23 protein-coding genes and 1 pseudogene are annotated in these 25,003 nt (G+C 61.6%); 14 read left to right on the top strand and 10 right to left on the bottom strand.

All coding sequences use genetic code 11. The features are described 5' to 3' along the window. Nucleotides 1-134, top strand: a pseudogene (locus tag HJB83_RS08660) (sugar ABC transporter ATP-binding protein); the annotation flags it as partial. A 7-nt stretch (nucleotides 135-141) separates the two neighbouring features. On the opposite strand, the gene HJB83_RS08665 reads toward HJB83_RS08660, so the two are convergent. From HJB83_RS08665 to HJB83_RS08675, 3 genes are all read right to left on the bottom strand, one after another. Further along, nucleotides 142-2,388 carry a glycoside hydrolase family 2 TIM barrel-domain containing protein gene (locus HJB83_RS08665; protein ID WP_221131713.1) on the bottom strand — a complete coding sequence of 749 codons (2,247 nt, stop codon included), beginning with the start codon at nucleotides 2,386-2,388 and terminating at the stop codon, nucleotides 142-144. Nucleotides 2,389-2,651: 263 nt separating this feature from the next. Continuing rightward, the gene (locus tag HJB83_RS08670) at nucleotides 2,652-3,650 is read right to left on the bottom strand and encodes a LacI family DNA-binding transcriptional regulator (RefSeq protein WP_207581914.1); all 999 of its coding nucleotides are present in this window, start codon (nucleotides 3,648-3,650) and stop codon (nucleotides 2,652-2,654) included. 9 nt (nucleotides 3,651-3,659) lie between these two features. Then, complete coding sequence (locus HJB83_RS08675; protein ID WP_207581913.1) at nucleotides 3,660-4,667, bottom strand: Gfo/Idh/MocA family protein; 1,008 nt, start codon at nucleotides 4,665-4,667, stop codon at nucleotides 3,660-3,662. Nucleotides 4,668-4,869: 202 nt separating this feature from the next. Here HJB83_RS08675 and HJB83_RS08680 point away from each other — a divergent pair, with 202 nt between their 5' ends. The 5 genes from HJB83_RS08680 to HJB83_RS08700 all read left to right on the top strand — a co-directional run bounded on the left by HJB83_RS08680 (nucleotide 4,870) and on the right by HJB83_RS08700 (nucleotide 9,954). Further along, complete coding sequence (locus HJB83_RS08680) at nucleotides 4,870-6,162, top strand: ABC transporter substrate-binding protein (RefSeq protein WP_221116577.1); 1,293 nt, start codon at nucleotides 4,870-4,872, stop codon at nucleotides 6,160-6,162. A gap of 120 nt (nucleotides 6,163-6,282) precedes the next feature. Then, complete coding sequence (locus tag HJB83_RS08685; protein ID WP_221116578.1) at nucleotides 6,283-7,170, top strand: carbohydrate ABC transporter permease; 888 nt, start codon at nucleotides 6,283-6,285, stop codon at nucleotides 7,168-7,170. 1 nt (nucleotide 7,171) lies between these two features. Continuing rightward, nucleotides 7,172-8,083 (top strand): carbohydrate ABC transporter permease, encoded by a 912-nt coding sequence (locus HJB83_RS08690; RefSeq protein ID WP_207581910.1) that lies wholly within the window; start codon nucleotides 7,172-7,174, stop codon nucleotides 8,081-8,083. A gap of 19 nt (nucleotides 8,084-8,102) precedes the next feature. After that, a complete protein-coding gene (locus tag HJB83_RS08695) occupies nucleotides 8,103-9,185 on the top strand; it encodes an ABC transporter ATP-binding protein (protein ID WP_207581909.1) in 1,083 nt (360 codons plus the stop codon). Nucleotides 9,186-9,204: 19 nt separating this feature from the next. Further along, complete coding sequence (locus HJB83_RS08700) at nucleotides 9,205-9,954, top strand: ThuA domain-containing protein (RefSeq protein WP_207581908.1); 750 nt, start codon at nucleotides 9,205-9,207, stop codon at nucleotides 9,952-9,954. A gap of 38 nt (nucleotides 9,955-9,992) precedes the next feature. Here the strand turns inward: HJB83_RS08700 and HJB83_RS08705 are convergent, their stop codons facing one another. The 3 genes from HJB83_RS08705 to HJB83_RS08715 all read right to left on the bottom strand — a co-directional run bounded on the left by HJB83_RS08705 (nucleotide 9,993) and on the right by HJB83_RS08715 (nucleotide 13,100). Next, the gene (locus HJB83_RS08705; protein WP_207581907.1) at nucleotides 9,993-10,904 is read right to left on the bottom strand and encodes an SMP-30/gluconolactonase/LRE family protein; all 912 of its coding nucleotides are present in this window, start codon (nucleotides 10,902-10,904) and stop codon (nucleotides 9,993-9,995) included. A gap of 94 nt (nucleotides 10,905-10,998) precedes the next feature. Then, nucleotides 10,999-11,820 (bottom strand): SDR family oxidoreductase, encoded by an 822-nt coding sequence (locus HJB83_RS08710; RefSeq protein ID WP_207581906.1) that lies wholly within the window; start codon nucleotides 11,818-11,820, stop codon nucleotides 10,999-11,001. 92 nt (nucleotides 11,821-11,912) lie between these two features. Further along, the gene (locus HJB83_RS08715) at nucleotides 11,913-13,100 is read right to left on the bottom strand and encodes a phytanoyl-CoA dioxygenase family protein (protein ID WP_221131714.1); all 1,188 of its coding nucleotides are present in this window, start codon (nucleotides 13,098-13,100) and stop codon (nucleotides 11,913-11,915) included. Between the two features lie 92 nt (nucleotides 13,101-13,192). On the opposite strand from HJB83_RS08715, the gene HJB83_RS08720 reads away from it, so the two are divergent. Beyond that, entirely contained in the window at nucleotides 13,193-14,218 is a 1,026-nt protein-coding gene (locus HJB83_RS08720; RefSeq protein WP_221131715.1) for a LacI family DNA-binding transcriptional regulator, read from the top strand. Nucleotides 14,219-14,282: 64 nt separating this feature from the next. Beyond that, complete coding sequence (locus tag HJB83_RS08725) at nucleotides 14,283-15,500, top strand: adenylate/guanylate cyclase domain-containing protein (RefSeq protein WP_207581903.1); 1,218 nt, start codon at nucleotides 14,283-14,285, stop codon at nucleotides 15,498-15,500. A gap of 22 nt (nucleotides 15,501-15,522) precedes the next feature. Here the strand turns inward: HJB83_RS08725 and HJB83_RS08730 are convergent, their stop codons facing one another. Beyond that, the gene (locus HJB83_RS08730; RefSeq protein ID WP_221131716.1) at nucleotides 15,523-16,302 is read right to left on the bottom strand and encodes an SDR family NAD(P)-dependent oxidoreductase; all 780 of its coding nucleotides are present in this window, start codon (nucleotides 16,300-16,302) and stop codon (nucleotides 15,523-15,525) included. A 79-nt stretch (nucleotides 16,303-16,381) separates the two neighbouring features. Beyond that, a complete protein-coding gene (locus HJB83_RS08735) occupies nucleotides 16,382-16,777 on the bottom strand; it encodes a DoxX family protein (RefSeq protein WP_221131717.1) in 396 nt (131 codons plus the stop codon). A 276-nt stretch (nucleotides 16,778-17,053) separates the two neighbouring features. Between HJB83_RS08735 and HJB83_RS34695 the strand changes: the two genes are divergently transcribed. Continuing rightward, a complete protein-coding gene (locus HJB83_RS34695) occupies nucleotides 17,054-17,488 on the top strand; it encodes a lipocalin-like domain-containing protein (protein WP_221131718.1) in 435 nt (144 codons plus the stop codon). A gap of 56 nt (nucleotides 17,489-17,544) precedes the next feature. On the opposite strand, the gene dgoD is transcribed toward HJB83_RS34695, so the two are convergent. Both dgoD and HJB83_RS08750 read right to left on the bottom strand, forming a co-directional pair. After that, a complete protein-coding gene (gene dgoD, locus HJB83_RS08745) occupies nucleotides 17,545-18,693 on the bottom strand; it encodes a galactonate dehydratase (protein WP_207581899.1) in 1,149 nt (382 codons plus the stop codon). A 64-nt stretch (nucleotides 18,694-18,757) separates the two neighbouring features. Then, the gene (locus HJB83_RS08750) at nucleotides 18,758-19,513 is read right to left on the bottom strand and encodes a FadR/GntR family transcriptional regulator (protein ID WP_207581898.1); all 756 of its coding nucleotides are present in this window, start codon (nucleotides 19,511-19,513) and stop codon (nucleotides 18,758-18,760) included. Between the two features lie 210 nt (nucleotides 19,514-19,723). Between HJB83_RS08750 and HJB83_RS08755 the strand changes: the two genes are divergently transcribed. From HJB83_RS08755 to HJB83_RS08775, 5 genes are all read left to right on the top strand, one after another. Further along, complete coding sequence (locus HJB83_RS08755; RefSeq protein ID WP_221116583.1) at nucleotides 19,724-20,707, top strand: arabinose ABC transporter substrate-binding protein; 984 nt, start codon at nucleotides 19,724-19,726, stop codon at nucleotides 20,705-20,707. Between the two features lie 66 nt (nucleotides 20,708-20,773). Then, complete coding sequence (gene araG, locus HJB83_RS08760) at nucleotides 20,774-22,279, top strand: L-arabinose ABC transporter ATP-binding protein AraG (protein WP_221116584.1); 1,506 nt, start codon at nucleotides 20,774-20,776, stop codon at nucleotides 22,277-22,279. 17 nt (nucleotides 22,280-22,296) lie between these two features. Further along, nucleotides 22,297-23,247, top strand: a complete 951-nt coding sequence (gene araH / locus HJB83_RS08765) for an L-arabinose ABC transporter permease AraH (protein WP_207581896.1) — start codon at nucleotides 22,297-22,299, stop codon at nucleotides 23,245-23,247. Further along, the gene (locus HJB83_RS08770; protein ID WP_207581895.1) at nucleotides 23,244-24,134 is read left to right on the top strand and encodes an aldose 1-epimerase; all 891 of its coding nucleotides are present in this window, start codon (nucleotides 23,244-23,246) and stop codon (nucleotides 24,132-24,134) included. The genes araH and HJB83_RS08770 overlap by 4 nt, the downstream gene beginning before the upstream one ends. Next, complete coding sequence (locus HJB83_RS08775; protein WP_207581894.1) at nucleotides 24,135-24,914, top strand: SDR family oxidoreductase; 780 nt, start codon at nucleotides 24,135-24,137, stop codon at nucleotides 24,912-24,914. Nucleotides 24,915-25,003: the final 89 nt, after the last annotated feature.

Genomic DNA, 25,003 nt, shown 5'->3' on the forward strand with positions numbered 1-25,003 from the left:
AGCTCGGCGGCAAATCCGTCGTCGCCCGCCTGCGCGCCGATGCCGGCATCGCTCCGGGACAGACAACTCGCCTTGCCTTCAATCTCGACAAGGCCGTGTTCTTCGATCCGGACAGCCAGGTGCGGATCGGGTGATCAGTCGTCAGGCCGCGGCCGTCACGCTGAAGGTTACCGGCTCGAAACGCGAGGAGACCGCTTCGACGGTGATCTCGCCCACCATCCCGGTCGCCTCCAGCCAGAAGCCGGCGGTGCCGCCCTGCAGCGGCACATTGGCCGGGCCGACGACCCTTGCAGGTCCATGCACCTTCAGCGAAATCGTGTCGTTCATGAAGGGCAGGCGCTGGCCGCACTGGTCCAGTGCGCGGATGATGACGCGGGTGCTGTCGCGTTCGCGGGCTTTCAGCGTCGAGCTGTCGGCGACGATTTCCAGCGTGGTCGGCAAGGGATCGGCCGCCAGCGTCAGGCTGGCCACCGGCTCGCCGGCGATATAGCCGGTCAAGGTGCCGTCGATCCATTCGAGACCCCAGGTGCCGAGTTCATCCGTGGTGAAGTGCCGATGGTCGAGCACGACGGGCGGATGCGGCAGATGCGGATAGTTTTCGCGGTCCGGACCGATGCGCTTGCTGAGCACGCCGTATTGCAGCTCCACCTCGTCGCAATTGGTCAGGATGATCAGCGGCAGCACGCCGCCGATATTGCGTTCGCCGCGCGCCCAGAAGGTCGCCGGCTTCATGACGATCTCTTCGGACGGGTCGCACTGGCTGATATAGGCATAGGCGGCGAATTTCGGCTCGCGGAACATGTCCATGACGCCGTGATAGCAGATGCGGTCGCCGGAGCCGAAATCCTTGTGGGTGTTGTAATCGAACATGCACCAGCCGATGGCGCCGGAGATATCCGGATCGCCATAGGCGGCGTTCAGAACGTCGAGGTGGCGGCGCACATGCTCGGCCTGGCGCTGCTCCTGGTCATAGATCTTCGTCGGGTGCATGTGGCCGTTGAACTCGGTGATGAGGTACGGCACCTTGCGGGACAGGCCGGTATTTTCCTCCTGGCCGCGCAATGCAGTGCGCGGGCGGTTGGCGCCCGGCAGTTCCTCGTTACCGAGGATGAAGTCGTTCATCGTATAGACGTCCTCGAGCAGCTCGCTCTCGGTGATATAACGCACGCCGCCGGTCTGGCGGGTGCTGTCGAGTTCACGGGCGAGCCGGTTGGTCTCGGCGTAGAAATCGTGATCATCCTGCGATTCGTTGATGCGCACACCCCAGATGATGATCGAGGGATGGTTCCAGTCGCGCTCTATCGTGCGGCGGACGTTCTCGATCGATTCCTTCTGCCAGTCGGCATCGCCGATATGCTGCCAGCCGGGGATCTCCTCGAAAACCAGCAGGCCGATCGCATCGCAGCGGTCGAGGAACCATTTCGATTGCGGATAATGCGAGGTGCGGACGATATTGCATTTCAGCACCGACTTCATGATGTCGGCGTCGCGCTCCTGGGCCGACCGGCCGGCGGCATAACCGACATAGGGGAAGGCCTGGTGGCGGTTGAGGCCGCGCAGTTTCAGCGGCTTGCCGTTTAAGAGGAAACCTTCCGGGGTGAATTCGGCGGTGCGGAAGCCGAAGCGGGTGGAGAGACGGTCGGAGCCGTGCTCGGTCCTCAGTTCGACGGTGACCTCGTAGAGCGTGGGATCGGTAATGTCCCAGAGGGCGATGCCGGTGAGACCGCCGAAGGAAAGCCTGGTGCGGTCGCCGATCGTTTCGGTTGCTGCGGTGGCGATCACCGCGCCGTCTGCCTGCTTCAACGTGGCGGTGACGGTCGCCGAGAAGCTGCGCTCCTCGGGATTGGCGATATCGACGCGGATGGTTGCCGACTTCTCCGAGGCGAGAACGTCTGTGGTTTCGATCTTGAGATTGCGAATCGAGACGGGGTCGGTGACTTTCAGCCAGACGTCGCGATAGATGCCGGCATAGGTGAGATAATCGATGCGGCCGCCAAACGGCGGGATGGCAGGGTTTTCGCTGCCGTCGATCTTGACGGTCACGAGGTTCTTCCCCTTGAGGAGCTTGCCGGTGAGGCGTGCCTCGAAGGGAGTGTAACCGTCCTTGTGGGCGATGATTTCTTCGCCGTTCAAATAGACAACGCTGTCTGCCATGGCGGCGTCGAAAACGAGCGAGACCTCGCGGCCCTCGAATTCAGGCAGCCAGCGCAGCACCTTCTGATAGGTGAAGGCGCGCTGATAGCTGGTCTCGTCGAAGTAGTTGAAGGGCAATTCGACGGCGGTATGGGGCAGGCTGACCGACCTGGCGGCATCGAAGTTTTCGAGCAGGCGCTGGCCGAAGCCCTCGTGGAAACTCCAGCCTTCGTTGAAGGAAACGACGGACCGCATCTCAGGCTCTCCCGGTCATGGCTTCGGGAGCGGCGCGGCGCCTTTCGGCGCGTGAAAATCGGGTCATCGGCTATTCCTCCGTGATGCAATAAGGTGCGAGCCAAATTAAAGAATTAGAGCATGATGTTGTCCGAAAACCGCTCACACTTTTCGGCATCATGCTCTGAAGCGAGTCACATCGAATCTCTTTCATGCGACGCGCTTTAGCTTTTTTCATGCCTGTCGTCATCCTGAACCGCTTCACGCTCGGCTACGAACATGCATCAGGCGGTCGAGCCCCAGCGCGCGGTGCAGGTGAGCGTGATGTTGTGCGGGCCTTCGATCTCGGCGTCATGGCGTTCGATCAATTCGACGACGGCATCGATGAAGGCGATGTGGTCGAGGCTCAGCGTGGTGAGGTCATTGCAATCCCAGGCGGCCATGGCGATGCCATCCTGGCCGACGATGGCAATATCGTCCGGCGTGTTTCTGCCGAGCACGCGGCGGGCGGCATCACGTGCGCCGATCGCCATGACGTCGTTGCCGCAGATGATGGCGTCGACCTTGTCACGGTGCAGCAGCAGCACCGCTTCCTTGAAGCCGGAATCATAGGAATAGTCGCCAAAGGCCTGCGCCTCGAAGGCCAGGCCGCGCTTAGCCAGCGCATCGGCAAACCACTTGCGCCTGAGCTTGTCGATCCAGCTTGAAGTGGTACCGGCGAGGTAGGCGAAGCGCTTCTTGCCGTCGCGGACAATCTTGTCGATGATCTCGTCGGCGGCCGCAGAGCCATCGATGCGGATGCTGGAGACATTCTCGTTTTCGAGCGGCTCGAAGGAGACGATGATCGGCTTGGTCGTGTGGAAGATATCGACGGCGTCCTGCATCGATACCATGTCGGAGAAGACGACGACGTGATCGACCTGATAGGTGGAGGCAAGACGCATCAGTTGCAGCCGGTCGGCGTGGTCGGCGCAGCAAAGAATGATCGGCAGCAATTGCCGTGCCTGTAGGCGGTGGACGAGAAGCTGCTGCTCCTCCGCCTCGCATGGGTTGCCGATCGCATTGACGACCAGGGCAACCAGACGCGAGCGCTGGTTGTTCAGCGAGCGGGCGATCGCATTCGGCTGGTAGCCATGTTCACGGGCGACGGCGAGGATGCGGTCCCGGGTGGCGCTGCCGATACGCGAATCCGGCGAGAAGGCGCGGGAAACGGTGGCGGAGGAGACGCCGGCGAGCTTTGCCAGTTCCTTCGAGGTGATCCGCCGTCTGTTCATTCCGCTCATCTTCAGCGCCTATCGGGCGGCGATCCTGACGGAAGCGCCGTCGGCCGCTGCCGATTCCTTAATTGCATCCCATAGCCTAGCGAATCTGAGGCCCATTTCAACGGAGCCGGAGTTTTCCATCTTTCCCTCGCGAATGGCGAGGAAATTCTTCATCGGATTGCCGAGAATCTCGGCCTCCTCGCGCGGCTCGGCTTTGCTGCCGACACTGATCTCGCGCCAGCCGCCCCAGGCGTCGATGCGTACGATCGCCTTCGAATAGAAGAAGGTGATGTAGGAAGCGCAGCCGGGAGGGCCTTCGCCAGCGGCGGTCAGTGTCGCCAGCGCGCCGTTCTTCAGCCGGGCGGAGACGGCGGTGGCGATATCCACCTGTCTGCCATGGTTGTTCATGTAGGCCGACACGCTGTCGAAATCTGAATTGGCCAGCAGGCAGACGGTGTTCATCATGTGGGCGCCGGTATCGAACATGAAGCCGCCGCCCGATATGGCAGGCTGCTGCTTCCAATGGCCGTGATAGTTGGACGACCAGCTTTCCCAGATCATGCCCGATATGGCGATCAGCGCGCCGAATTCGCCAGCGAGAGCTCGCCGGCGGGTGTCCAGTACCAGCGGCGACAGGCCGCCCTGGAAGGCGGTGACGATGGTGACGCCGCTTTTCCTCTGGGCGGCGATCAGCCTCTCGGCCTCGGCGACCGTCGTCACCATCGGTTTTTCCAGGAAGAGGTCGAGGCCGGCCTCGGCGACGGCGGTTGCCTGTTCGGCGTGGAAGGCATGCGGGGTGGAGACGTAGATAATGTCGAGTTCACCGCGGCACTCGGCGAGCATCGGGCGATAGTCCTCGAAGCTCTTTGGCTCGGATGTGCCGGCGGCGAGACAGACGTCGATCAGGCGCTGACGCGAAGCCGCCGTGGTGTCGGCGAGCGCTGCAAATTCGATCTCCGGCATCCTCACCCAGCTCTCGGCATACTCCGCCGCCTTCAAGCCGGCGCCAATGACGCCGAGGCGTAGTTTCTCAGACATGAAATTCCTCCTCGGATGCATTGTGCACACGATTACACAAGTAATGCAGTTATCGCAAGACTTATAATAGTCTGTAAAATCAATGAATTAACTTTTACGCTCGAGTCTTTTCAAAAACGCCTTGCGACTCATTGGAATACGTGTACATTTTCACAGCCGGTGCTGGAGGGCGCCGTGTGTCTGAAAGAGGGAGGATTTTTCGTTGAAGAAAACGGTTCTTGGTGGCCTGTGGGCCATTTTGCTCAGCGCGGTTTCGACCCTGGCGCAGGCTGAGACAATCCGAATTGCAAATCATGGTCAGGCCGGCATCGATGCGATGAAATCGACGGTCGAGCGGATCGAAAAGAAATATGGGGTGACCGTCGAGGTCATCGAATATCCGGCGCCCGACAAGGACTACCTGACCAAGCTGCTGACGGAGCTCGGCGCCGGCAACGCGCCCGACCTGTTCTCTATCCCGACGACGGCGGCCGTCGCCGACATGGTCGAAGCCGGCTACCTCACGCCTGTTACCAAGGCGTTCAAGGCCTGGGACGGCTATGCCAACCTCTATGACGTCGCCAAGGAGCTTGCCGTCAGCCCCGATGGCGAAACCTATGTGATGCCGTTCATGCTCGGTATCCAGGAAATCTATTACCGCAAGGACGTTCTCGAAAAGGCCGGTATTTCAACCGAACAGCCGAAGACCTGGCAGGAGCTTCTCGACCGCGCCGCCGAGATCAAGCAGAAGACCGGTGCCTACGGCCTGCTCTTCCCGGCCGGCGTCTCCTGGGGAAGCGGCGCTTTCGACGAAGGCTTCCAGCACCTGCTCGTCGGCTCGAAGACGCCGCAGCTGGTCGATGCCGACGGCAAGCTCGATCTCAATGGCGAAGGCATCAAGGATGTCTTCAACGTCTACAAGCAGCTGATCGATAAGGATCTGATGCCGACGCAGCCGCTGCTCGGACCGGAACCCTGGGTCGTGCCGAAGTACCAGATGTTCCCGGCCGGCAAGCTTGCCGCGACCACCTGCGGTTCCTGGTGCTACATTTTCGACTGGGGCCGCGAAAGCAAGAACCCGATCCCCGAGGTGACCAAGGTTGTGGGAACCTGGACGGTGCCGGGCCAGAGCAGTGGCCAGTATGTGCTCGCCAACCTCGCCGCGCCGTGGGCCGTCAATTCCAAGTCGGCCAATACCGAACTGGCAATCAAAGCGCTAATGGAGATCGGCTCGATCGAGACGCAGGTTTCCTATGCCGCCCGCATCGGCAACATTCCGGCCAGCAAGGATGCGGCCAAGAATGCCGACTTCCAGAAGCTGACGGAACTGGTTCCGATCCATGCAGCGGCCGGAAACGGCGTCTTCCTGAAGCAGGCCTCCGGTTTCGGCACGGTCTCTGAAGGTGTCGCGCGCGCCACCGAAGCATTGCTGCGCAAGGAAACCGATGCCGCCGGCGCCCAGAAGATCCTTGTCGACTACGTCAAGGAAACCCTCGGCGACGACATGGTCAAATAAGCTGGCCTTTTTACCTCGGGAGCGGGGACGCGGCGTCATCGCCCGCGTCTTCCCGCGTTCATTCGATAGACCGGTTCATACGACAAGGCCGGATTCACATGACAAGGTTTGTGAGCTTCCATGGCCCGAAACTCTCATGAAAGGCGCGCTGAGCGGCAATGGCTGCTGATCCTGCTGCCCTCGCTGGTGCTGCTTCTGGCCTTCGTCATCTACCCGGCTATCTATTCCATCTATCTGAGCTTCACCAACGAGGCGTTGACCGGGGCGGCAGCACTTCGGCCTCGCTTCGTCGGGCTCCGCAACTATACCAGGCTGTTCAACGACGCGAAATTCTGGAACTCCCTGTTCGTCACCTTCGTCTTCGTCATTGGTTCCGCAGTGGTCGGCCAGTTTGCGCTCGGCCTGATTTCGGCAATCGCGTTGCGCCGGCCGATCCGTTTCCGGCGGGTGTTCTCGTCGATCATCCTGCTGCCGAATGCCGCCCCCGAAGTGGTCGCCGGCTTCATGTGGATATCGATGCTGGCGGGTGGCGACAATGCAACGCTCAGCCGCATCGTCAGCGTCTTCGGCATCACGCCGGCCGACTGGCTGCAGGTCTTCCCGCTTTCGATGATCATCATCGTCAACACCTGGCGCGGCATCGCCACGGCAATGATCCTGCTGACCGCGGGCCTCAGCACCATTCCGGCCGAAATCTACGAGGCGGCGCGCATGGACGGCGCCACGCCGTCGCAGATGTTCCGCCGCATTACCCTGCCGCTGATGATGCCGACGATCCTGCTCTACATGCTGATCTCGGCCGTTTCCACTATCGCCGTCTTCGGCCTCGTCTACGCGCTGACGCGCGGCGGACCCGGCGGCGCCACCGAGGTCGTCAGCATTTACATCTACAACCAGTCCTTCACGTCGTTCCAGCTGGGATATGGCGCCGCAGTCGCGGTCGTTGCGCTCGTCATCTCGCTGGTTCTCGGCATTGCCTATGTCCGGGCGATGAAAGTGGAGGTCTGACATGGCCGTCGTTTCCCCAAGCGAGACCGCCAACAAGGGCCGCTCCGACCTCATCGCCTATGCGACGCTGTCGCTGATCTCGATCTTCTGCGCCGTGCCCTTCTTCTGGGTACTGCTCGCCTCGCTCGACGGCAATGCGCAGCTCTTCCTGCATTGGCCGGAGCAATGGACGTTCGCCAACTACGTGAAGGTCTTCACCAAGGAGGATGGGGCGAAGTGGCTGTTCAATTCGCTCTTCGTGGTCGGCGGTGCGACGCTGCTCGTCATGGTGCTTTCCGGGCTCGGCGGTTATGCGCTGTCGCGCACCCGGGCCTGGTGGAAGCTGCCCTTCCTCTATGCGATCCTGCTCATCCGCGTGCTGCCCCCGACCGCACTCGTCGTGCCGCTCTACAAGTTCCTGCTGACGCTGAACAATGCGGAAGCGGCAGTCCTCAGGCCAATCTTCGGCAGCTATGCCCGCGACATCATGCGCTGGACCGGCTTCATCGACGGTTATCTCGGGCTGATCCTGGTGCTGGCGACGATGCAATTGCCGCTGGCGCTCTGGATCATGAAGACTTTCTTCGACGGCTTGCCGCGGGATTACGAGGAGGCGGCGCTAATGGACGGGGCAACACTGATCCAGCGTATCCGCCGGGTGCTGATCCCGCTGGCGCTGCCGGGGCTGGCTGCGGCCGGGCTGTTCGCTTTCATGTCGGCCTGGGGCGATTTTCTGCTGCCGCTGATCTTCCTGTCGTCGCCGGAGCTGCAGACGCTGCCGCTCGGTCTCTTCCGCGCCTTCCTGCGTATCAACGAGATCGACTACGGACTGCTGACGGCGCTGGCATTCATCTACCTGCTGCCTGCCGTCATCGCCTTCAGCTTTGCCCGGCGCTTCCTCGTCCAGACATTTTCGGGCGGCGTGAAGGGCTGAGATCCAGAAAGAGAAACGGATGATCAATCTCAGAAACGTTCGCAAATTCTACGGCGCGCTCGAGGTCATCAAAGGCGTCGACATCACCGTTGAGGACGGCGAATTCGCCGTCTTCGTCGGCCCCTCCGGCTGCGGCAAGTCGACGCTGCTGCGGATGATCGCCGGCCTCGAAGGCATCGACGAGGGCGACCTCATCCTTAACGGCAAGCGCATCAACGACGTGCCGCCCGACAAGCGCGGCATCGCCATGGTGTTCCAGTCCTATGCGCTCTATCCGCATATGAGCGTTGCCGAAAATATTGGCTTCTCGCTCAGCCTGAAGAAGGTATCGGAGGCGGAGATCCGCCGGCAGGTGGAGGGCGTCGCCGAGATCCTGCAACTCACCGACTATCTCGACCGGCGCCCGGCCGCCCTTTCCGGCGGCCAGCGCCAGCGCGTGGCGATCGGCCGCGCCATCATCAAGAAACCGGCGTTGATCCTGTTCGACGAGCCGCTGTCGAATCTCGATTCGGCGTTGCGCGTGCAGATGCGCGCCGAGCTGCAGCGGCTGCACCGCGAGCTGAAAGCAACCGTCGTCTACGTCACCCACGACCAGGTGGAGGCGATGACGATGGCGGACCGCATCGTCGTGCTGAACAAGGGCCTGGTGGCACAGGAGGGGGCGCCGATGTCACTCTACCATCAGCCGCAGAATGAATTCGTCGCGACCTTCATCGGCTCGCCGAAGATGAACGTCATTCCGGTCACGGCGACGCGGGCTTCGGCGGGTGTCCTGCATCTCGACAGCCCGATCGGGCTGTCGTTCGATCTTGCCGACACGGGTGGCGCGGTGCCGCAGGGCGAGGCCAGGCTCGGCATTCGGCCGGAGCATCTGAGGATTGCACCAGAGGGGCAGGGACATTTCACGGCCGATGTCGTCATCGTCGAGCGCTTGGGCGTCGAGACCTACATGACCGTCGGCTCGCCGCAGCAGCCGATCGTCGTGCGCGCCGAGGGCGATATCGCGGTGCGGCCGGGCGATCGCGTGTCGCTGGCAGCCGATCCTGCCGCTTGCCATCTGTTCGATTCCGCCGGCCGGGTCACCCGTTCGCCTTCCGTCTAAAAACAACACGAGGAATGCCATGACAATCAAGGTCACCATCTGGAACGAGGGGCGCCACGAGCAGCTCCACAGAGAAGTTCAGGAGATCTATCCCGATCGTATCGACGGCGCGATCGCCGCCGGCATCGCCCATACGGATTTCGAAATCCGACGCGGCACGCTGGATGATCCCGATGAAGGCCTGCCGGACAGTGTGCTCGATGATACCGACGTGCTGCTCTGGTGGGGGCACATGGCGCATGAGGAGGTGAGCGACGGGCTGATCGACCGCGTGCAGCAGCGCGTGCTGAAGGGCATGGGCCTGCTTGTGTTGCATTCCGGCCATCATTCCAAGCTGTTCCGCCGGCTGATGGGCACGAATGCCAACCTGTCCTGGCGCGAGACGCCTGATGGAGACCTGGAGCGTGTCTGGGTGGTCAATCCCTCACATCCGATCGCCGAGGGGCTGCCGCCCTATTTCGAGGTCAATGCCTCGGAGATGTATGGCGAGCCCTTCGACATTCCGCAGCCGGATGAACTGGTTTTCATCTCCTGGTATTCCGGCGGCGAGGTTTTTCGCAGCGGCTGCACCTTCCAGCGTGGGCGTGGGCGCATCTTCTTTTTCAGTCCCGGCCACGAGACTTATCCGATCTATCACGACAAGATCGTGCACAAGGTGATCTCGAACGGAATCCGCTGGGCGCAGCAGAAGCATCGCGACGGCCGAATCCTGGAAAACTGGCATCGTGCCGAGCCGCTGCACGGCAGGCCGGACGGGGTGAAGGCCTGATCTTATGCCATGGGCCGGCGCCGGCAGGGCGCCGGTGCCTACGGATATTGGGCGCCGTTGGTCTTCGTGTAGATCGAATAGACCGAGCGTGTCGCGGTGATGAAGAGCCGGTTTTTCTTGGGGCCGCCGAAGGTGAGGTTGGACACAGTCTGCGGCACCCTGATCTTGCCGAGCAGCGCACCATCGGGCGAAAAGCAGTGCACGCCGTCGCCGGCACTCGTCCACAGATTGCCGCTGAGATCGAAACGGAAGCCGTCGGGATGGCCGGCTTCGATGCTGCAGAAATAGCGGCTATTGGCGACCTTCCTGCCGTCAATGACGTCGAAAACTCTTACATGGCACGGCACTTCATGTTTTGCCGAACCGGAATCGGCAATATAGAGCTTCGTCTCGTCGGGCGAGAAGGCAAGGCCGTTCGGCTGGATGAAGTCCTCGACGACAGCCTCGATCGCGCCGCTTGCCGGGTCGATCCGGTAGACGTTGCGGGTTGGCTGCTCGGGCTCGCCCTTATGGCCCTCGTAGTCCGACAGGATGCCGTAGGTCGGGTCGGTGAACCAGACGCCGCCATCGGAATGCACGACGACGTCGTTCGGCGAGTTCAGCCGCCTGCCCTTGTAGCTGTCGGCGAGAACGGTGATGCTGCCGTCCGTCTCGGTGCGGGTGACGCGGCGGCGGCCATGTTCGCAGGAGACCAGCCGGCCCTGCCGGTCGCGGGTATTGCCGTTGACGTAGTTGGAGGGCGAGCGGAAGACCGAGACTGTCCCATCCGGTGTCCAGCGCATCATGCGTTCGTTCGGGATATCGCTCCACAGAAGGCAGTTGAGGTCGGAAAACCAGACCGGGCCTTCCGTCCAGCGGCAGCCGGAATAAAGCTCCTCGAGCGCGGCGCTGCCGATGACCAGAGCGCCGAAACGTTCATCGCGAATGTCGTAAAGCGGATTGTCGGCCACGCCGGTTTCCTCCTGAATGCTGTCGCCTTCTTCCTAGCTACAAACGCGGGCAGGTGCCAGAGCCCGCCAATTGAAATGCCGAGCGCTTGCTTCTTTAAAGCGCCGCGACCGGATGCGGCGAGCCGTCATAAGCACCCCAGATCGACTGGTCGAAGCAGATGACCGAGCCGGTCATCAGGCCGGATTCGGCCGATGACAGATAGGCGCAGGCGCGCGCCACCTCATGCGGGTCGACGAGGCGGCCGAAGGGCTGGCTTGCTGCCGCCTTCTCCAGCCAGTCGGCGGGCGCGTGGTGAAATTCGCGCTGGATCCGATCCTCACCCTCGGAAGCCATCCAGCCGATATTAAGGCCGTTGACGCGGATACGGTTGCGCAGCAGCGCATAGGCGGTGTTCTTCGTCAGCGTTTCCAGCGCGCCCTTGGAGGCGCAATAGGCGGCGATGAAGGGCTGGCCCGCCTTGGCCGACATCGAGCCGATATTGACGATGGTGCCCTCGATCTTTTCGCGACGCATGACCTTCACCGCTTCCTGCATCAGGAAAAACGGCGCACGCACATTGACCGCGAACATGGCGTCGAAGAGTTCAGGGCTGGTATCGAGAATAGTGCCGCGGTCGGTGATGGCGGCGGCATTGACCAGCGCGTCGACACGGCCGAAGGCCTCATCGCAGGCACGCACGACATTCTGCGCATCCTCGACCTTGCCGAGATCAGCTCCGACGTAGAGGACCCTCACGCCCGTCGCAGCCGAAATCTCTGCGGCCTTCGCCGTGCCCTTGGCTTCGTTGCGGCCGCAAATGACGATGCCTTCCGCGCCGCGTTCGGCGAACAGACGGGCGATGGTCGCGCCCAACCCTTGCGTGCCGCCGGTGACGATAGCGATCTTGCCGTCGAGGCGGCCGTGATCCGTGCTCATGTGGTTCCTCCTTGGTGATGATATGCGAATGGCCTTCCGCGGGTGCGGGAGGCTCATATGTCAATGCGGATGAGCGGCTTTCAATTCCTTAGTCAGCTCAGCTTCTTCTGCGCTTGCTCGGCAAGTGCTGCCATAAAGGTTTGGTCGCTCCAGCCTTCCCCCAATGCCTCATGCATCAGCTGCGCCTGCGTTTTCGGCGCCAGGCCGCCGAGCGGCGGGTCGCGGTCGAGATTGGTCGGGAAGGAATAACCTTCGGCGCAGGCAGCGACGGCGTTGGTGATCTCATCGGGCGAAAGCCTGCCCTGCAAGGTCTTCAAGGCGGGAAAGAGCTTGGCGCTCATCCTCTGGCGGTTGACGGTTTCCATTGCCCGGCCGAAGGCGGAGGAGACCTGCAGCAGGTTGGCGACACGCTTGATGTCGGCGGAACGATTGGTGCCGGCAGCGTGGAAGAGGGCGGGGTTGAAGAAGACGACGTCGCCTTTTTCGAGCGGCAGCTGGACATGGTTGACCTCGAAATAATCCCGGAACTCTTGCCGCTTGAGGGCGAGATAGCCGGGCACATAGGTCTGGCTGTGCGGCAGAAACAGCGTCGGGCCGCTTTCGAGCGGCATGTCGCAATGGGCGACCGCGCCCTGGAGCGTCAGCACCGGCGAGAGCCGGTGTACATGCGCCGGAAACTGTTCGATCACCCCGGACGACTGGAAGCCGAGATGGTAGTCGCGATGCGCCGATTGGGCCGCGCCGCCCGGATTGACGCGGTTGACCTGCGCCGTCATCTGGTAGCTCGGGCCGAGCCAGGCTTCGCTTGTCAGTGCGACGATGGCATTGCCGTAATATTCGGCGAAATTCGCGGGATCGGCGAGGCAATGTTTCTCCAGCGAATTCCAGATGCGGTCGTTGGCGCCGGGCTTGGCGAAGTGATCGCCGCCGCCGGTCGAGCTGCGGTGCTGGTCCGCGATGATTTGGTCGAAGATGGTGCTGGCGCGGTCGATAATGCCGGTATCCTCGTAAGCATGCTTGAAGACGGCGACACCGGGACCCTCGCCAAAGGCCTCGCAGATCTCCGCCAGGACGGCGCGCCGGCCTTCCGGCGTTGCGACGGCCGCCATCACCTTGCGGCTGTCGTAGATCAGTACGTTTTTTTCGATCGCAGACGCCGTGGGGTAGTCGGCAAGCGCGGTGGTCTTTTCCGCCAGGCGGCGAAAATCGTCGAGATCGCAGCTGTCTTCGCTCAGCCAGACGCGGTCGGCGCGCAATTTCTGCGGGTTGTCGGTTTTCATAATGGCTCCTCCTCTTTCGATGAAGGCACTATACGCTGCGATGCCGGGTGATATAGATCAGCAATCCATCAAAAAACCATCAAGCGGATTCTATGGCCCACCTCTTCCTCGTCAAGGATATCGCCTTCCAGGCGGGGCTCAGCACCGCGACCGTCGACCGGGTGCTAAACGGCAGGCCGGGTGTGCGCCAACAGACGGCAATGCGAGTGAAGGCGGCGATCGCGGAGCTGGAGAAGCAGCAGGCGGGGGCGATGGGCAGCGGCCGTATGCTGGCCATCGATATCGTCATGGAGACTCCCCAGCGTTTCAGCGATGCGGTGCGCGCCGCCTTCGAGGCGGAGATAGCGGCCTTCCTGCCCGGCGTCTTTCGTTGCCGGTTCCACTTCGCCGAGGTGATGAAGCCGGCCGAGATGGCGCAGTTTGTCGATCGCATCCGGCTGCGCGGCACTGATGGTATCGTGCTCAAGGCGCCCGATGTCGCCGAGGTGGCTGCCGCCGTCGCGCGGGTGGATGCGGCCGGCATTCCGGTGGTGACGCTGGTGACCGACCTGCCCAACTCGGCGCGCATCGCCTATGCCGGCGCCGACAACCGGGCGGCCGGAGAGACCGCCGCCTATCTGATCGGCGAATTTCTCGGGACAAAAAGCGGCAAGGTGCTGGTGACGCTGTCCAGTGGACGCTTCCGCGGCGAAGAGGAGCGGGAAATCGGCTTTCGCCGCGTCCTCCGTGCTCATTATTCCGGCATCGGCATCACCGAAATCAGCGAGGGCCATGGCACCGATGCGGTGACGGGAACGCTCGCGGCGGCAGCTCTTGCGGCCGATCCCACGATTAACGCCGTCTATTCGATCGGCGGCGGCAACCGGGCGGTGCTGGCGGCCTTCGATGCGGCCGAGCGCCCGGTCTGCGTCTTCGTCGCCCACGATCTCGATGCTGATAATCGTGCGCTGCTTGCCGCGCGCCGGATCGGCTTCGTTTTGCATCATGATCTCAGAACCGATGCGCGTTCGGCTTTCAGGGCGATCATGAGCCGGGCGGCTTCACCGCGGCGGGCGGTCCCGGCCTCGCTTTCCTCCGTTGAAATCGTCACACCCTACAATATGCCCGCGGACGATTGAGGCAATTGGCTTCCTTCCATGCCGAAATCGGACTACAGCTTGGACGAGAGTGAAGGTGAGCTGCATGGATTATAGCGACGTCAGCACGATTGCAGCCTGGGTCACGGAGCAAGGACTGAAGGGTGCTTCGGAAGCCGAGCTCATGACCGGTTTCTGCTCGGCTTGCCGCAATGCCGGGCTGCCGCTCGACCGCGGCCTGGCACTAATGGATACGCTGCACCCTGTGCACGAGGGCCGGGCCTTCCGTTGGGACAGCGAGGAGGAAATCGAGACGGAGTTCGAATACGGCCCGACGAGCTCCGGGGAAGCCGCGGCGAACTGGCAGAGTTCGGCCTTCTATCATCTTTGGTCCAACAATGAACGGGAGATACGCCGGCGTCTCGGCTTCGGCGATCCGATCGATTTCACCATGCTCGACAAGATCGCCGAAGCCGGGCACACGGATTTCGTGGCGATGGTGCATCGTTTCAGCGAGGCCGGCACGATCGGCGAAATGGATTGTTTCTTCTCGCATTTCGCGACCAAACATCCGGAGGGCTTTTCCGATCACGACCTCGCCATCCTGCGCAAGCTCGTGCCGGTGCTGGGGCTGGCGATCAAGTGTATCGGGCTCGGGCGCATCGCCCGCACCATCGCCGAAGTCTATCTCGGCGAGGACGCGGCGCGCCAGGTGATGGAAGGCAAGATCAGCCGCGGCAAATCGGAGCGGATTTCGGCCGCACTCTGGTTTTCGGATCTTCTGAACTACACCAAGATCTCCGACAGCGTGCCGCCTGAGGAGATCATCCCGCTGCTCAACGACTATAGCGAGGCGGTAATTACAGCCATACACGAATCCGGCGGCAACGTGCTGAAGCTGATCGGCGACGGTGTGCTGGCGATCTTCAAGGGCGAGGTGCCGGCGGAGACCTGCCGTGCGGCGCTCAACGCCGAAGCGCTTCTGCGAGAAAAACTCGCCAAGTTGAATGGCGAACGCAAGGCCGGCGACCGGCCGACGACAGATGTCTATATCGGCCTGCATATCGGCGACGTCTTTTACGGCAATATCGGCAGCCAGGACCGGCTGGATTTCACGGTCATCGGCCCTGCGGTCAACGAAGTCAGCCGCATCGCCTCGATCTGCCGCTCGGTCGATCTCAATGTGCTGATGTCCTCCGATTTCGCCTCGGCGATCCCGGAGGAGGAGCGCGCTGCACTCGCCTGCATCGGGCGTTACGCACTGCGTGGCGTGCAGCGCGCCCAGCAGCTCTATACGCTCGAAAGCGCCCGGCTGAACGGCTGATCTTCACAGGGTCGGGCGAGGGCTATCGCAGCAGACCCTGGCCGCCGTCGATCCAGATCGGCGTCCCGGTGATGTGTCGGGCGCGGTCCGAGGCGAGGAAGAGAATGGTTTCGGCGACATCCTCGCTCTTGCCGGCTCTGCCGCCGGCGATCGGGATATCCCCTTGCGGCCAGATGACCGGAACCTCCGTCTCCTCGCGATGGCGGCTATTTGTGTTGGCGCCGATATTGGTCTCGATCTCGCCGGGGCAGACGGCATTGACGCGGATGCCGTGCCGGCCGAGTTCGAGGGCGAGCTGCTGAACCATGGCAACCTGGCCGGCCTTGGTTGCGGTGTAGGCGGTAGCGCCCGGCGTGGTGAATGTCCGGGTGCCGTTGATCGAGGAGACGACGATGATCGAACCGCCGCGGCGCTTCAGGTGAGGCACCGTCAGATGCAAGGTCAGATAGGTGCCGCGCAGATTGACGGCGATGGTCTTGTCCCATTCATCCGGCTTCAGATCGTCGATTGGCGCCCAGACGCCGTTGATCCCGGCGTTGGCGACAACGATGTCGAGGCCATGGAAGGTATCGGTCAACCGCGCCACGGCGCTCCGCATTTGAGCCTCGTCACTGGTATCGGCCGTCAGCGCGATCGACCCGCCGCCGGCGGCCTTGATCTCGGCGCAGGTCTTTTCGACCTCGTCGGCCGTGCGGCTCAGCACGGCGATCTTTGCTCCCTCGGCGGCGAGCCTCAGCGCGGCCGCCTTGCCGATGCCGGAACCGGCGCCCGTCACCAACGCGATCTTATCCTTCAGCTCCATGGGCGGCTCTCCTTGCCGTTTGACCGTAAGCCAATGTTCGGCACCACTGTTGGTTCCGGCGGAGAGTGCCTCGAGGGAGCTATCTGAGGAGGCCGTGTCTCAACGCCCATTTCTCCGGCCCGTGGACGGCGGCAAAGAGTAGACCGGCAAGGAAGGTGAAGTGATCGATGAAAAAGCCGAACTCGGCCTGGTTCTGCTGCCAATGAGATGGACCGTGGAAAGCGAAGGCGAGGAAGATCACATAGATCCCTGCCAGCAGGCTCGCCTCGGTGAAGAAGGCCCCGGATATGAAGGCCAGCGCCAGCGCGATCTCGAAGAAGGCTGCGACCCAGGCAAGGAATGTCGCCATCGGAAAACCGGCAGCAGAGATGTAACCCGCCGTCGCACCGATGTCGGCGAACTTGAAGCCGGCGGCCATGAAGAAGATGAAGCTGAAAATGATGCGGGCGACGATGATTGCGATTGCTCTGGCCATCGTAAGATCTCCTGTTTGAGTTTCCACCATGACGGACGAGACGACCGATTTGCTACACGGCAAATAAAAAAGGCTGCTCGCGCGGCCAGCCTCTAACTCAAATGTGGAATGCTTACAGTCGCAAACATACCGTTGCAAAGACCACGCGCAAAACTAGGAGTTTCGGGGATATTTGCGATAGAGTTCACCCCAGGCAGTTTCCTCCGATGGTTATTATTCCACACGAAAGCAGTTGTTCGAGTTTCGCATTGCAACGGTGAACTAAAGGACTACCCGATGCACGCTAGAAATTTGGTCGGTATCTGGATCATCGATTCGTTTCAAATTGAGGACTGCGCAACAGGCCAGCGAACGCATCCTTGGGGCGAGCGCCCGTCTGGAATGGTGATGTTCAGTCCCGAAGGCCGCATGTCCGCCCTGATCACACCTGGTGGTCGATCACGCCCAAAGACCGAAGCCGATGAGGCAGCAGCTTTCCGTTCGATGCTGGCTTACTCGGGTCGATACAGGGTCGAGCCGCCCAACCGGCTCGTTACCACCGTCGACATCGCGTGGTTTGAGCCTTGGGTCGGGAGCGAGCAAGTCAGATACTTGGACTTTTCGGGCGACAACCTGACACTGACAAGTGCACCTCTGAGTATGCCTCAACAGGATGCGGCGATGTTCGCTGTTGTGACTTGGAGGCGAGAACTGGCTCGGCAAAGCGACTGAATTCAAAGGCGCCGCAAAAAAAGACATTGTGCGACAGTTCAATGCGAAATGCGCTCTCACCACTCGGCGAAGCTGCCATCGGCGTGGCGCCAGATGGGATTGCGCCAGCGATGACCCTCCTTGGCACGTTCGATGACATAGGCCTCGTCGACCTCGATGCCGAGACCGGGGCCCTGAGGGATCGAGACGAAACCATCGGCATACTGGAACACCTCCTTGTTGGAGATGTAGTCGAGAATGTCGTTGCCCTTATTGTAGTGGATGCCCAGGCTCTGTTCCTGGATGAAGGCATTGTAGCTGACGGCATCGACCTGCAGGCAGGCGGCGAGCGCGATCGGACCCAACGGGCAATGCGGCGCCAGCGCCACGTCATAGGCTTCGGCCATCGCCGCGATCTTGCGGCATTCGGTTATGCCGCCGGCATGCGAAAGATCCGGCTGGATGATATCGACATAGCCGTCCGAAAGAACCTGCTTGAAGTCCCAGCGCGAAAAGAGGCGTTCGCCGAGCGCGATCGGCGTCGAGGTATGGTTGACGATATCGCGCAGGGCTTCCTTGTTTTCGGAAAGCACCGGCTCCTCGATAAACATCAGCTTGTAGGGATCGAGTTCCTTGGCGAGAACCTTGGCCATCGGCTTGTGCACGCGGCCATGGAAATCGACGCCAATGCCGATATGCGGGCCGATTGCCTCGCGGATGGCGGCGATGGTTTCGACCGCCTTTTCCACCTTCTCGTTGGTGTCGACGATCTGCATTTCTTCGCAGCCATTGAGCTTGATCGCCTTGAAGCCGCGGGCGACCACCTCCCTGGCATTGTTGGCGACATCCGCGGGACGGTCGCCGCCGATCCAGGAATAGACCTTGATCCGATCGCGCAGCTGGCCGCCAAGCAGGGAATGGATCGGCTGGCCGAGTGCCTTGCCCTTGATATCCCACAGCGCCTGGTCGATGCCCGAGATCGCGCTCATGTGAACAGCGCCGCCGCGATAGAAGCCGCCGCGATACATCACGGTCCAGTGGTCCTCGATCAGGAAGGGATCCTTGCCGATCAGATAGTCTTCCAGTTCGTGGACGGCAGCCTGAACGGTCAGCGCGCGGCCTTCGACGACCGGTTCACCCCAGCCGACGATGCCTTCGTCGGTTTCGACCTTCAAAAACAGCCAGCGCGGCGGAACGATATAGGTGGTGAGTTTGGTGATCTTCATCGCGTTCTTCAGTCTCTTCTTAGGTTTGCGATCAGCGGCACTTCCGCAGGTTTCCGGTGATCCATCATTTCGTTCTGCCGATCGCCTTTTCGGCGGCGGCAAGGTCGCGCACCGCAAGATCGAGCATGCGGTTGGCGCAGTCGCGGGCGCCAGCCTTGTCGCGCATGCGGAGGGCCTCGACCAACTGGCCGTGAACGAGCACCGCATCCTCGCGATTCTCGACGCCGATGTTGGAGGCATGCAGCGCATATTTCAGCGCCGCATGGATGGCGCTCGACAGGCGGCGGAAGACCTGGTTGTGACTGGCGGTCAGCAGCACCGTGTGGAACATGACGTCGGCATCGGTGAAGCCTTCCGGGTCATGGGCGCTGTCACGCATCTGCCGCCAGGCATTGTCGAGATCGGCGATCTCCTGGGCGCTGGCGCGCTCGGCGGCATATTCGGCTGCTGCCGGCTCGATGGTGCGGCGGGCTTCGAGAATGCAGCCGAGCAGGTCGAAGTCCTTGATGTAGGGTCCCATCCATTCCAGCACGTCGGCGTCGAGGATATTCCAGTCGTCCTTGTCGCAGACGGTGGTTCCGACCCTTGGTTTACCGCGGACCAGCCCCTTTGATTCCAGCACTTTCAGCGATTCGCGAATGACAGTGCGGCTGACGCCGTAGAGTTCGCAGAGGTCGTTCTCGCGGGGCAGCGGCGCGCCCGAGGGATAGCGGTCCGCACAGATATCCTGAGCGATTGCCGCCGTGACGTTGCGGCGGACGCGCGGGCGCTTCTCAATACCAGGGCTTTCGGCCTCGCCCTGTCGCTCGATTGTTTCCAACTCACCTCTCCGCTCTATCTCTGGCGCTAGGCAATCGAACCTCATTATCCGAATTCGATCCGCTATGCGACGCTCCTCCAGGCCCTCGTACATAATCCTATTATTCCAATCATCATACATTGGCAATTGACTGGTATGATGATTTGTCATAATTCATTGGACGCTGCCTGGGAGGCAGTTGCTCGGTTTTAAGAGTTCAGGGAGAGAGAAATGCGCTCGTTCAAAGCAGCCATCCTGGCTGGCACTTTCGCCATTCTGGCCGCCGGCTCGGCATTTTCGGCAGACGTCAAGATAGGGTTCATCGTCAAGCAGCCCGAAGAGCCGTGGTTCCAGGACGAATGGAAATTCGCCGACCAGGCCGCCAAGGAAAAAGGCTTCACCGTCGTCAAGATCGGCGCCGAAGACGGCGAGAAGGTCCAGTCGGCGATCGACAATCTTGGCGCTCAAGGTGCGCAGGGCTTCATCATCTGCACGCCCGACGTCAAGCTCGGCCCCGGCATCGTCGCCAAGGCCGAAGCCAATCAGCTGAAACTGATGACGGTCGACGACCGCCTCGTCAGCGCCGACGGCAAGCCGCTGGAAGACGTGCCGCATATGGGCATCTCCGCTACGAAAATCGGCGAGACCGTCGGCCAGGCGATCGTCGACGAGATCAAGAAGCGCGGCTGGGACATGAAGAATGTCGGCGCGGTCCGGGTCTCCTACGACCAGCTGCCGACCGCCGTTGACCGCGTCGAAGGCGCGATCGCGGTGCTGAAGTCGGCCGGTTTCCCGGCTGAGAACATCTATGACGCGCCACAGGCGAAGACGGACACGGAAGCGGCACTCAATGCGGCGACCACCGTTCTCAACAAACATGCCGAGGTCAAATACTGGGTCGCCTTCGGTCTCAACGACGAAGCCGTCCTCGGCGCCGTCCGCGCTTCGGAATCGGTCGGCATTCCGGCGGCCAACGTCATCGGCGTCGGCATCGGCGGTGCGGAATCGGCGATCAACGAGTTCAAGAAGCCGGCGGCCACGGGCTTTTTCGGCACGGTCATCATCTCGCCGAAGCGTCATGGCTACGAGACGGCGCTGAACATGTACGACTGGATCGCCAACGACAAAGAGCCGGCAAAGCTGACGCTCACTTCCGGTTCGCTGGCGCTGCGTGGCGATTACGAAAAGGTCCGCAAGGATCTTGGCATCGAGTGATCATCCCAGGATGATATGTCCGGCGGCCGCTCAGCGTGCCGTCGGATCCTTCTCGGCGGAGCGGCGATGGCTTTCCTCGAATTCAACAATATCTCCAAGGGTTATCCCGGCGTGCAGGCGCTGGCGAATGTTTCCTTCTCTGTCGAGAAGGGCGCCGTTCACGGACTGATGGGCGAGAACGGTGCCGGTAAATCGACGCTGATCCGCGTCCTATCCGGCGATCAGGCCGCCGATGATGGCCGCGTCCTGATCGACGGCGAGGAGCAGAAATATGGCTCCGTTCGCGACGCTTTCCATGCCGGCGTCATCGTCATCCATCAGGAACTGCAGCTCGTTCCGGAGTTGACGGTCGCCGAAAATCTCTGGCTCGGGCGCTTTCCGGCCAAGGGCGGCATCATCCATTCGAAGACGCTGATCGAGACGGTGCGCTCGAAGCTCGAGGAGATCGGCATCGATGTCGATCCGTCGGCCAAGGTCGCCTCGCTTTCGATCGGCGCCCGGCAGATGGTCGAGATCGCCAAGGCCGTCATGCTCGACGCACGGGTGATCGCGCTTGATGAGCCGACCTCCTCGCTTTCCTCGCGCGAGAGCGAGATCCTGTTTTCGCTGATCGACAGGCTGAAGGCGAAGGGAACGGTCATTCTCTACGTCTCGCACCGTCTCGACGAGATCTTCAGGCTTTGCGACAGCCTGACGGTGTTGCGCGACGGCAAGCTCGCCGCCCACCATCCGGACATCGCTGAAACGACGCGCGAGCAGATCATTTCGGAAATGGTCGGACGCGAGATCAGCAATGTCTGGGGATGGCGCGAACGCGCGCTCGGCGACATCAGGCTCCAGGTCAAGAACCTGTCGGGGCCGAGGTTGCGCAACCCGATCAGTTTCTCCGTCCGCCAGGGCGAGATCGTCGGTTTCTTCGGCCTGATCGGTGCCGGCCGCAGCGAGATGGCGCGGCTGCTCTACGGCGCCGATAGCAGGCATCAGGGTCAGGTCGCGATCGATGGCGTTGCCGTCTCGCCGAACAATCCGAAGGCGGCGATCAACGCCGGGATGGTGCTTTGCCCCGAGGACCGCAAATTCGACGGCATTGTCCAGGGACGATCGATCGAAGAGAATATCGCGATTTCGTCGCGCCGGCATTTTTCGCCCTTCGGAATTCTGAGCCCGAGACAGGAAGCGGCGCTGGCGGATCGGTTCATTGCCCGACTTCGGGTACGAACGCCGTCGCGCAAACAGGACATCATCAATCTCTCCGGAGGCAATCAGCAGAAGGTCATTCTCGGGCGCTGGCTGTCCGAGCAGGGGATCAAGGTCCTCGTCATTGACGAGCCGACGCGCGGCATCGATGTCGGGGCGAAATCGGAAATCTACGACATCCTTTACGAGCTTGCGGCCGGCGGCATGGCGATCGTGGTGATCTCCAGCGAGCTGCCTGAAGTCATGGGCATCTCTGATCGCATCATGGTGATGTGCCAGGGCAGAGTGGCGGCCAATGTTGCCCGACAGGATTTCGACGAGCGCGCCATTCTGACCGCCGCACTTCCGGACAAGAATGCGGCAGGCATCATTTAGGACCAGGAATACGGATAATGAATTCGTTGAAAAAAATTCTTCTCGGCGAGCAGGGACTGGTGGTGATTTTCGCTGCCGCCTTCGTCATCGTCTCGCTCTTCGTGCCGAATTTCCTGACCGAGCGAAACATGCTGGGGCTGCTGCAGTCGGTCGTCACGATCGGCATCGTCGCCTGCACGATGATGTTCTGCCTGGCGTCGCGCGATTTCGACCTTTCGGTCGGATCGATCGTCGCTTTCTCCGGCATGATCGCAGTGATGGTCTCGAACGCGACGGGCTCAATCCCTCTTGGTTTGTTCGCCGCCCTGCTTTGCGGCGCCGTCGTCGGCTTGGTCAACGGCATCATCATCGCCCGCTTTCGCATCAATGCGCTGATCACCACGCTGGCGACTATGCAGATCGTGCGCGGTCTGGCGCTGATCGCCTCGGACGGCCGCGCCGTCGGCATCAACGATCCTGCTTTCTACCAGCTTGCCCTATCGCGCTTCCTCACCGTGCCGACGCCGATCTGGATCATGCTGGTCCTTTTTCTGCTCTTCGGTTTCGTGCTCAATCGCACCGTCTTCGGCAAGAACACGCTGGCGATCGGCGGCAATCCAGAGGCCTCGCGGCTTGCCGGCGTCAATGTCGTCAACATGCGCATCTGGATCTTTGCGCTGCAGGGTCTCGTCTGCGGCATTGCCGGCATCCTGCTTGCTTCGCGCATCACCTCCGGCCAGCCGAATGCGGCGACGGGACTTGAGCTCTCGGTGATTTCGGCCTGTGTGCTTGGCGGCGTCTCGCTGGCCGGCGGCCGGGCGGCAATGAGTGGGGTCATCGTCGGCGTGCTGATCATGGGCATTGCTGAAAACGTTATGAATCTGCTGAATATCCAGGCATTCTATCAGTATGTCGTGCGCGGCCTGATCCTGCTGATCGCGGTGCTGCTCGACAATTTGAGATCTTCGGCTGCGGGGCGGCGTGGATGAGTGAAGGTAGAGCCGTGAGCGACATCGAACTGAGGCACGGTGATCTCGCCGTCAGGGTCAGCCCCCGGGGTGCCGCGGTCACCGCCGCGACGTTTCGAGGCATGCCCTTTCTCGTGGCCGCCGGCGGGCCGGATGGGACGATGGCGAATTTTGCGATGGTGCCGTTCGGCAATCGCGTCGAGGGCAACGCCATGTCCTTTGCCGGACGCGATTATGCCTTCGAGCCGAATACTTCCGATCCGCTCTACCGGCACGGCGACGGCTGGCTGAGCCTCTGGCAGCTTGAAGACTCCAGCCCGGAGCATGCGCAGTTTTCCTTTTCCCGCGCCGCCGACGGGGTTTCACCCTATGCCTATCTTACCCGGCAGGAGATCCGTCTCGCCGGCGATGCACTGGTGCTGACGCTGTCCGTCGAAAACCGCGGCGAAGCGGCTCTCCCCTTCGGGCTTGGTCAACATCCCTTTTTCGCACGGACGCCAAAGACGCGACTGACGATTGCGGCCGATCGCTATTGGAACGAGCGGCCGGACCATCTGCCTGAGATGCCCGGTCCTGTGCCCGGCTATTTCGATTTCGGATCCGAAAAGCTGTTGCCGCAGAGATGGATGAACAATGCCTTCGAGGGTTGGAATGGGCAGGCGGCAATCGCCTGGCCGGAGCTTGGAATTCAGGCGGCGCTGGAAGCCGACGGCGCGCTCGATCGCTTCATGCTGTATATGCCGGTCGACCGGAGCGACTTCTTCTGCCTCGAGCCGATGAGCCACCTGCCGAACGGCCACCATCTGCCGGATTTGGGTGGGCTGACGCCGCTTGCGCCGGGGGAGGTTCTTGCCGGCGGGGTAACGATCCTGATGTCGGCGCTGCCGGTTCAATCGGAGGGGAGATAGATGGGCAGCCGCCTGCAGGGGAAGCACATCCTGATAACAGGAGCCGCGCAGGGTATCGGTCTTGCGATTGCAAAGGCTTTTATGCGGGAGGATGCCGCCGTCTTTCTCGTCGACCGCGACGCCGCACTGCTGGCGAAGACGGCGAAAGAGCTTAATAGCATCGGTGGGCGGCTTGGTTATCTGCCGGCCGACATTACCGATTCTGGAACGATCACGACATTGGTCGCTCAGGCGAATGAAGAGATCGGACAGCTGAATGCGCTCGTCAACAATGCCGGTGTCAATGTCTTTGCCGAACCGCTCGAGACGACCGACGAGGTATGGAACCGCTGCTTCGACATCAATCTGAAGGGCGCGTGGAACTGTTGCAAGGCGGTGCTGCCTGGCCTGATCGAACAGGGCGGCGGCGTCATCCTCAACATTGCTTCGACGCACGCTTTCACTATCATCCCGCACACATTTCCTTATCCGCTGGCAAAACACGCGCTGCTTGGAATGACGAAATCCCTGGGTCTCGAATATGCGGCCCGCAATATCCGGGTAAACGCGCTGGCGCCGGGCTATGTCTCGACGCAGAAAGTGATCGATTACTGGAACGGCTTCCCAGATCCTGAGGCGGCAAAGGCTGAGACGATGAGGCTGCATCCCAGCGGGCGCATCGCGACGCCAGAGGAGATCGCCTTGGCCGCCGTGTTCATGATCTCAGACGAGTGCCCGTTCATGAATGCCACCTGCCTGACGATCGACGGCGGTCTCAGCGTGCTGCAGCATCCAGCCTGAAAGCGCTTCGATTCCGGCTGATTTTTACAGGCCTGTCGTCTTCTCGCGATAGAGCATTATATTGCCCATCGGGAAGGCTATCTGATCTT

Origin of the sequence: Rhizobium sp. NZLR11 (assembly GCF_019685115.1) — a bacterium.
In the GTDB taxonomy this organism is placed as follows: domain Bacteria; phylum Pseudomonadota; class Alphaproteobacteria; order Rhizobiales; family Rhizobiaceae; genus Rhizobium.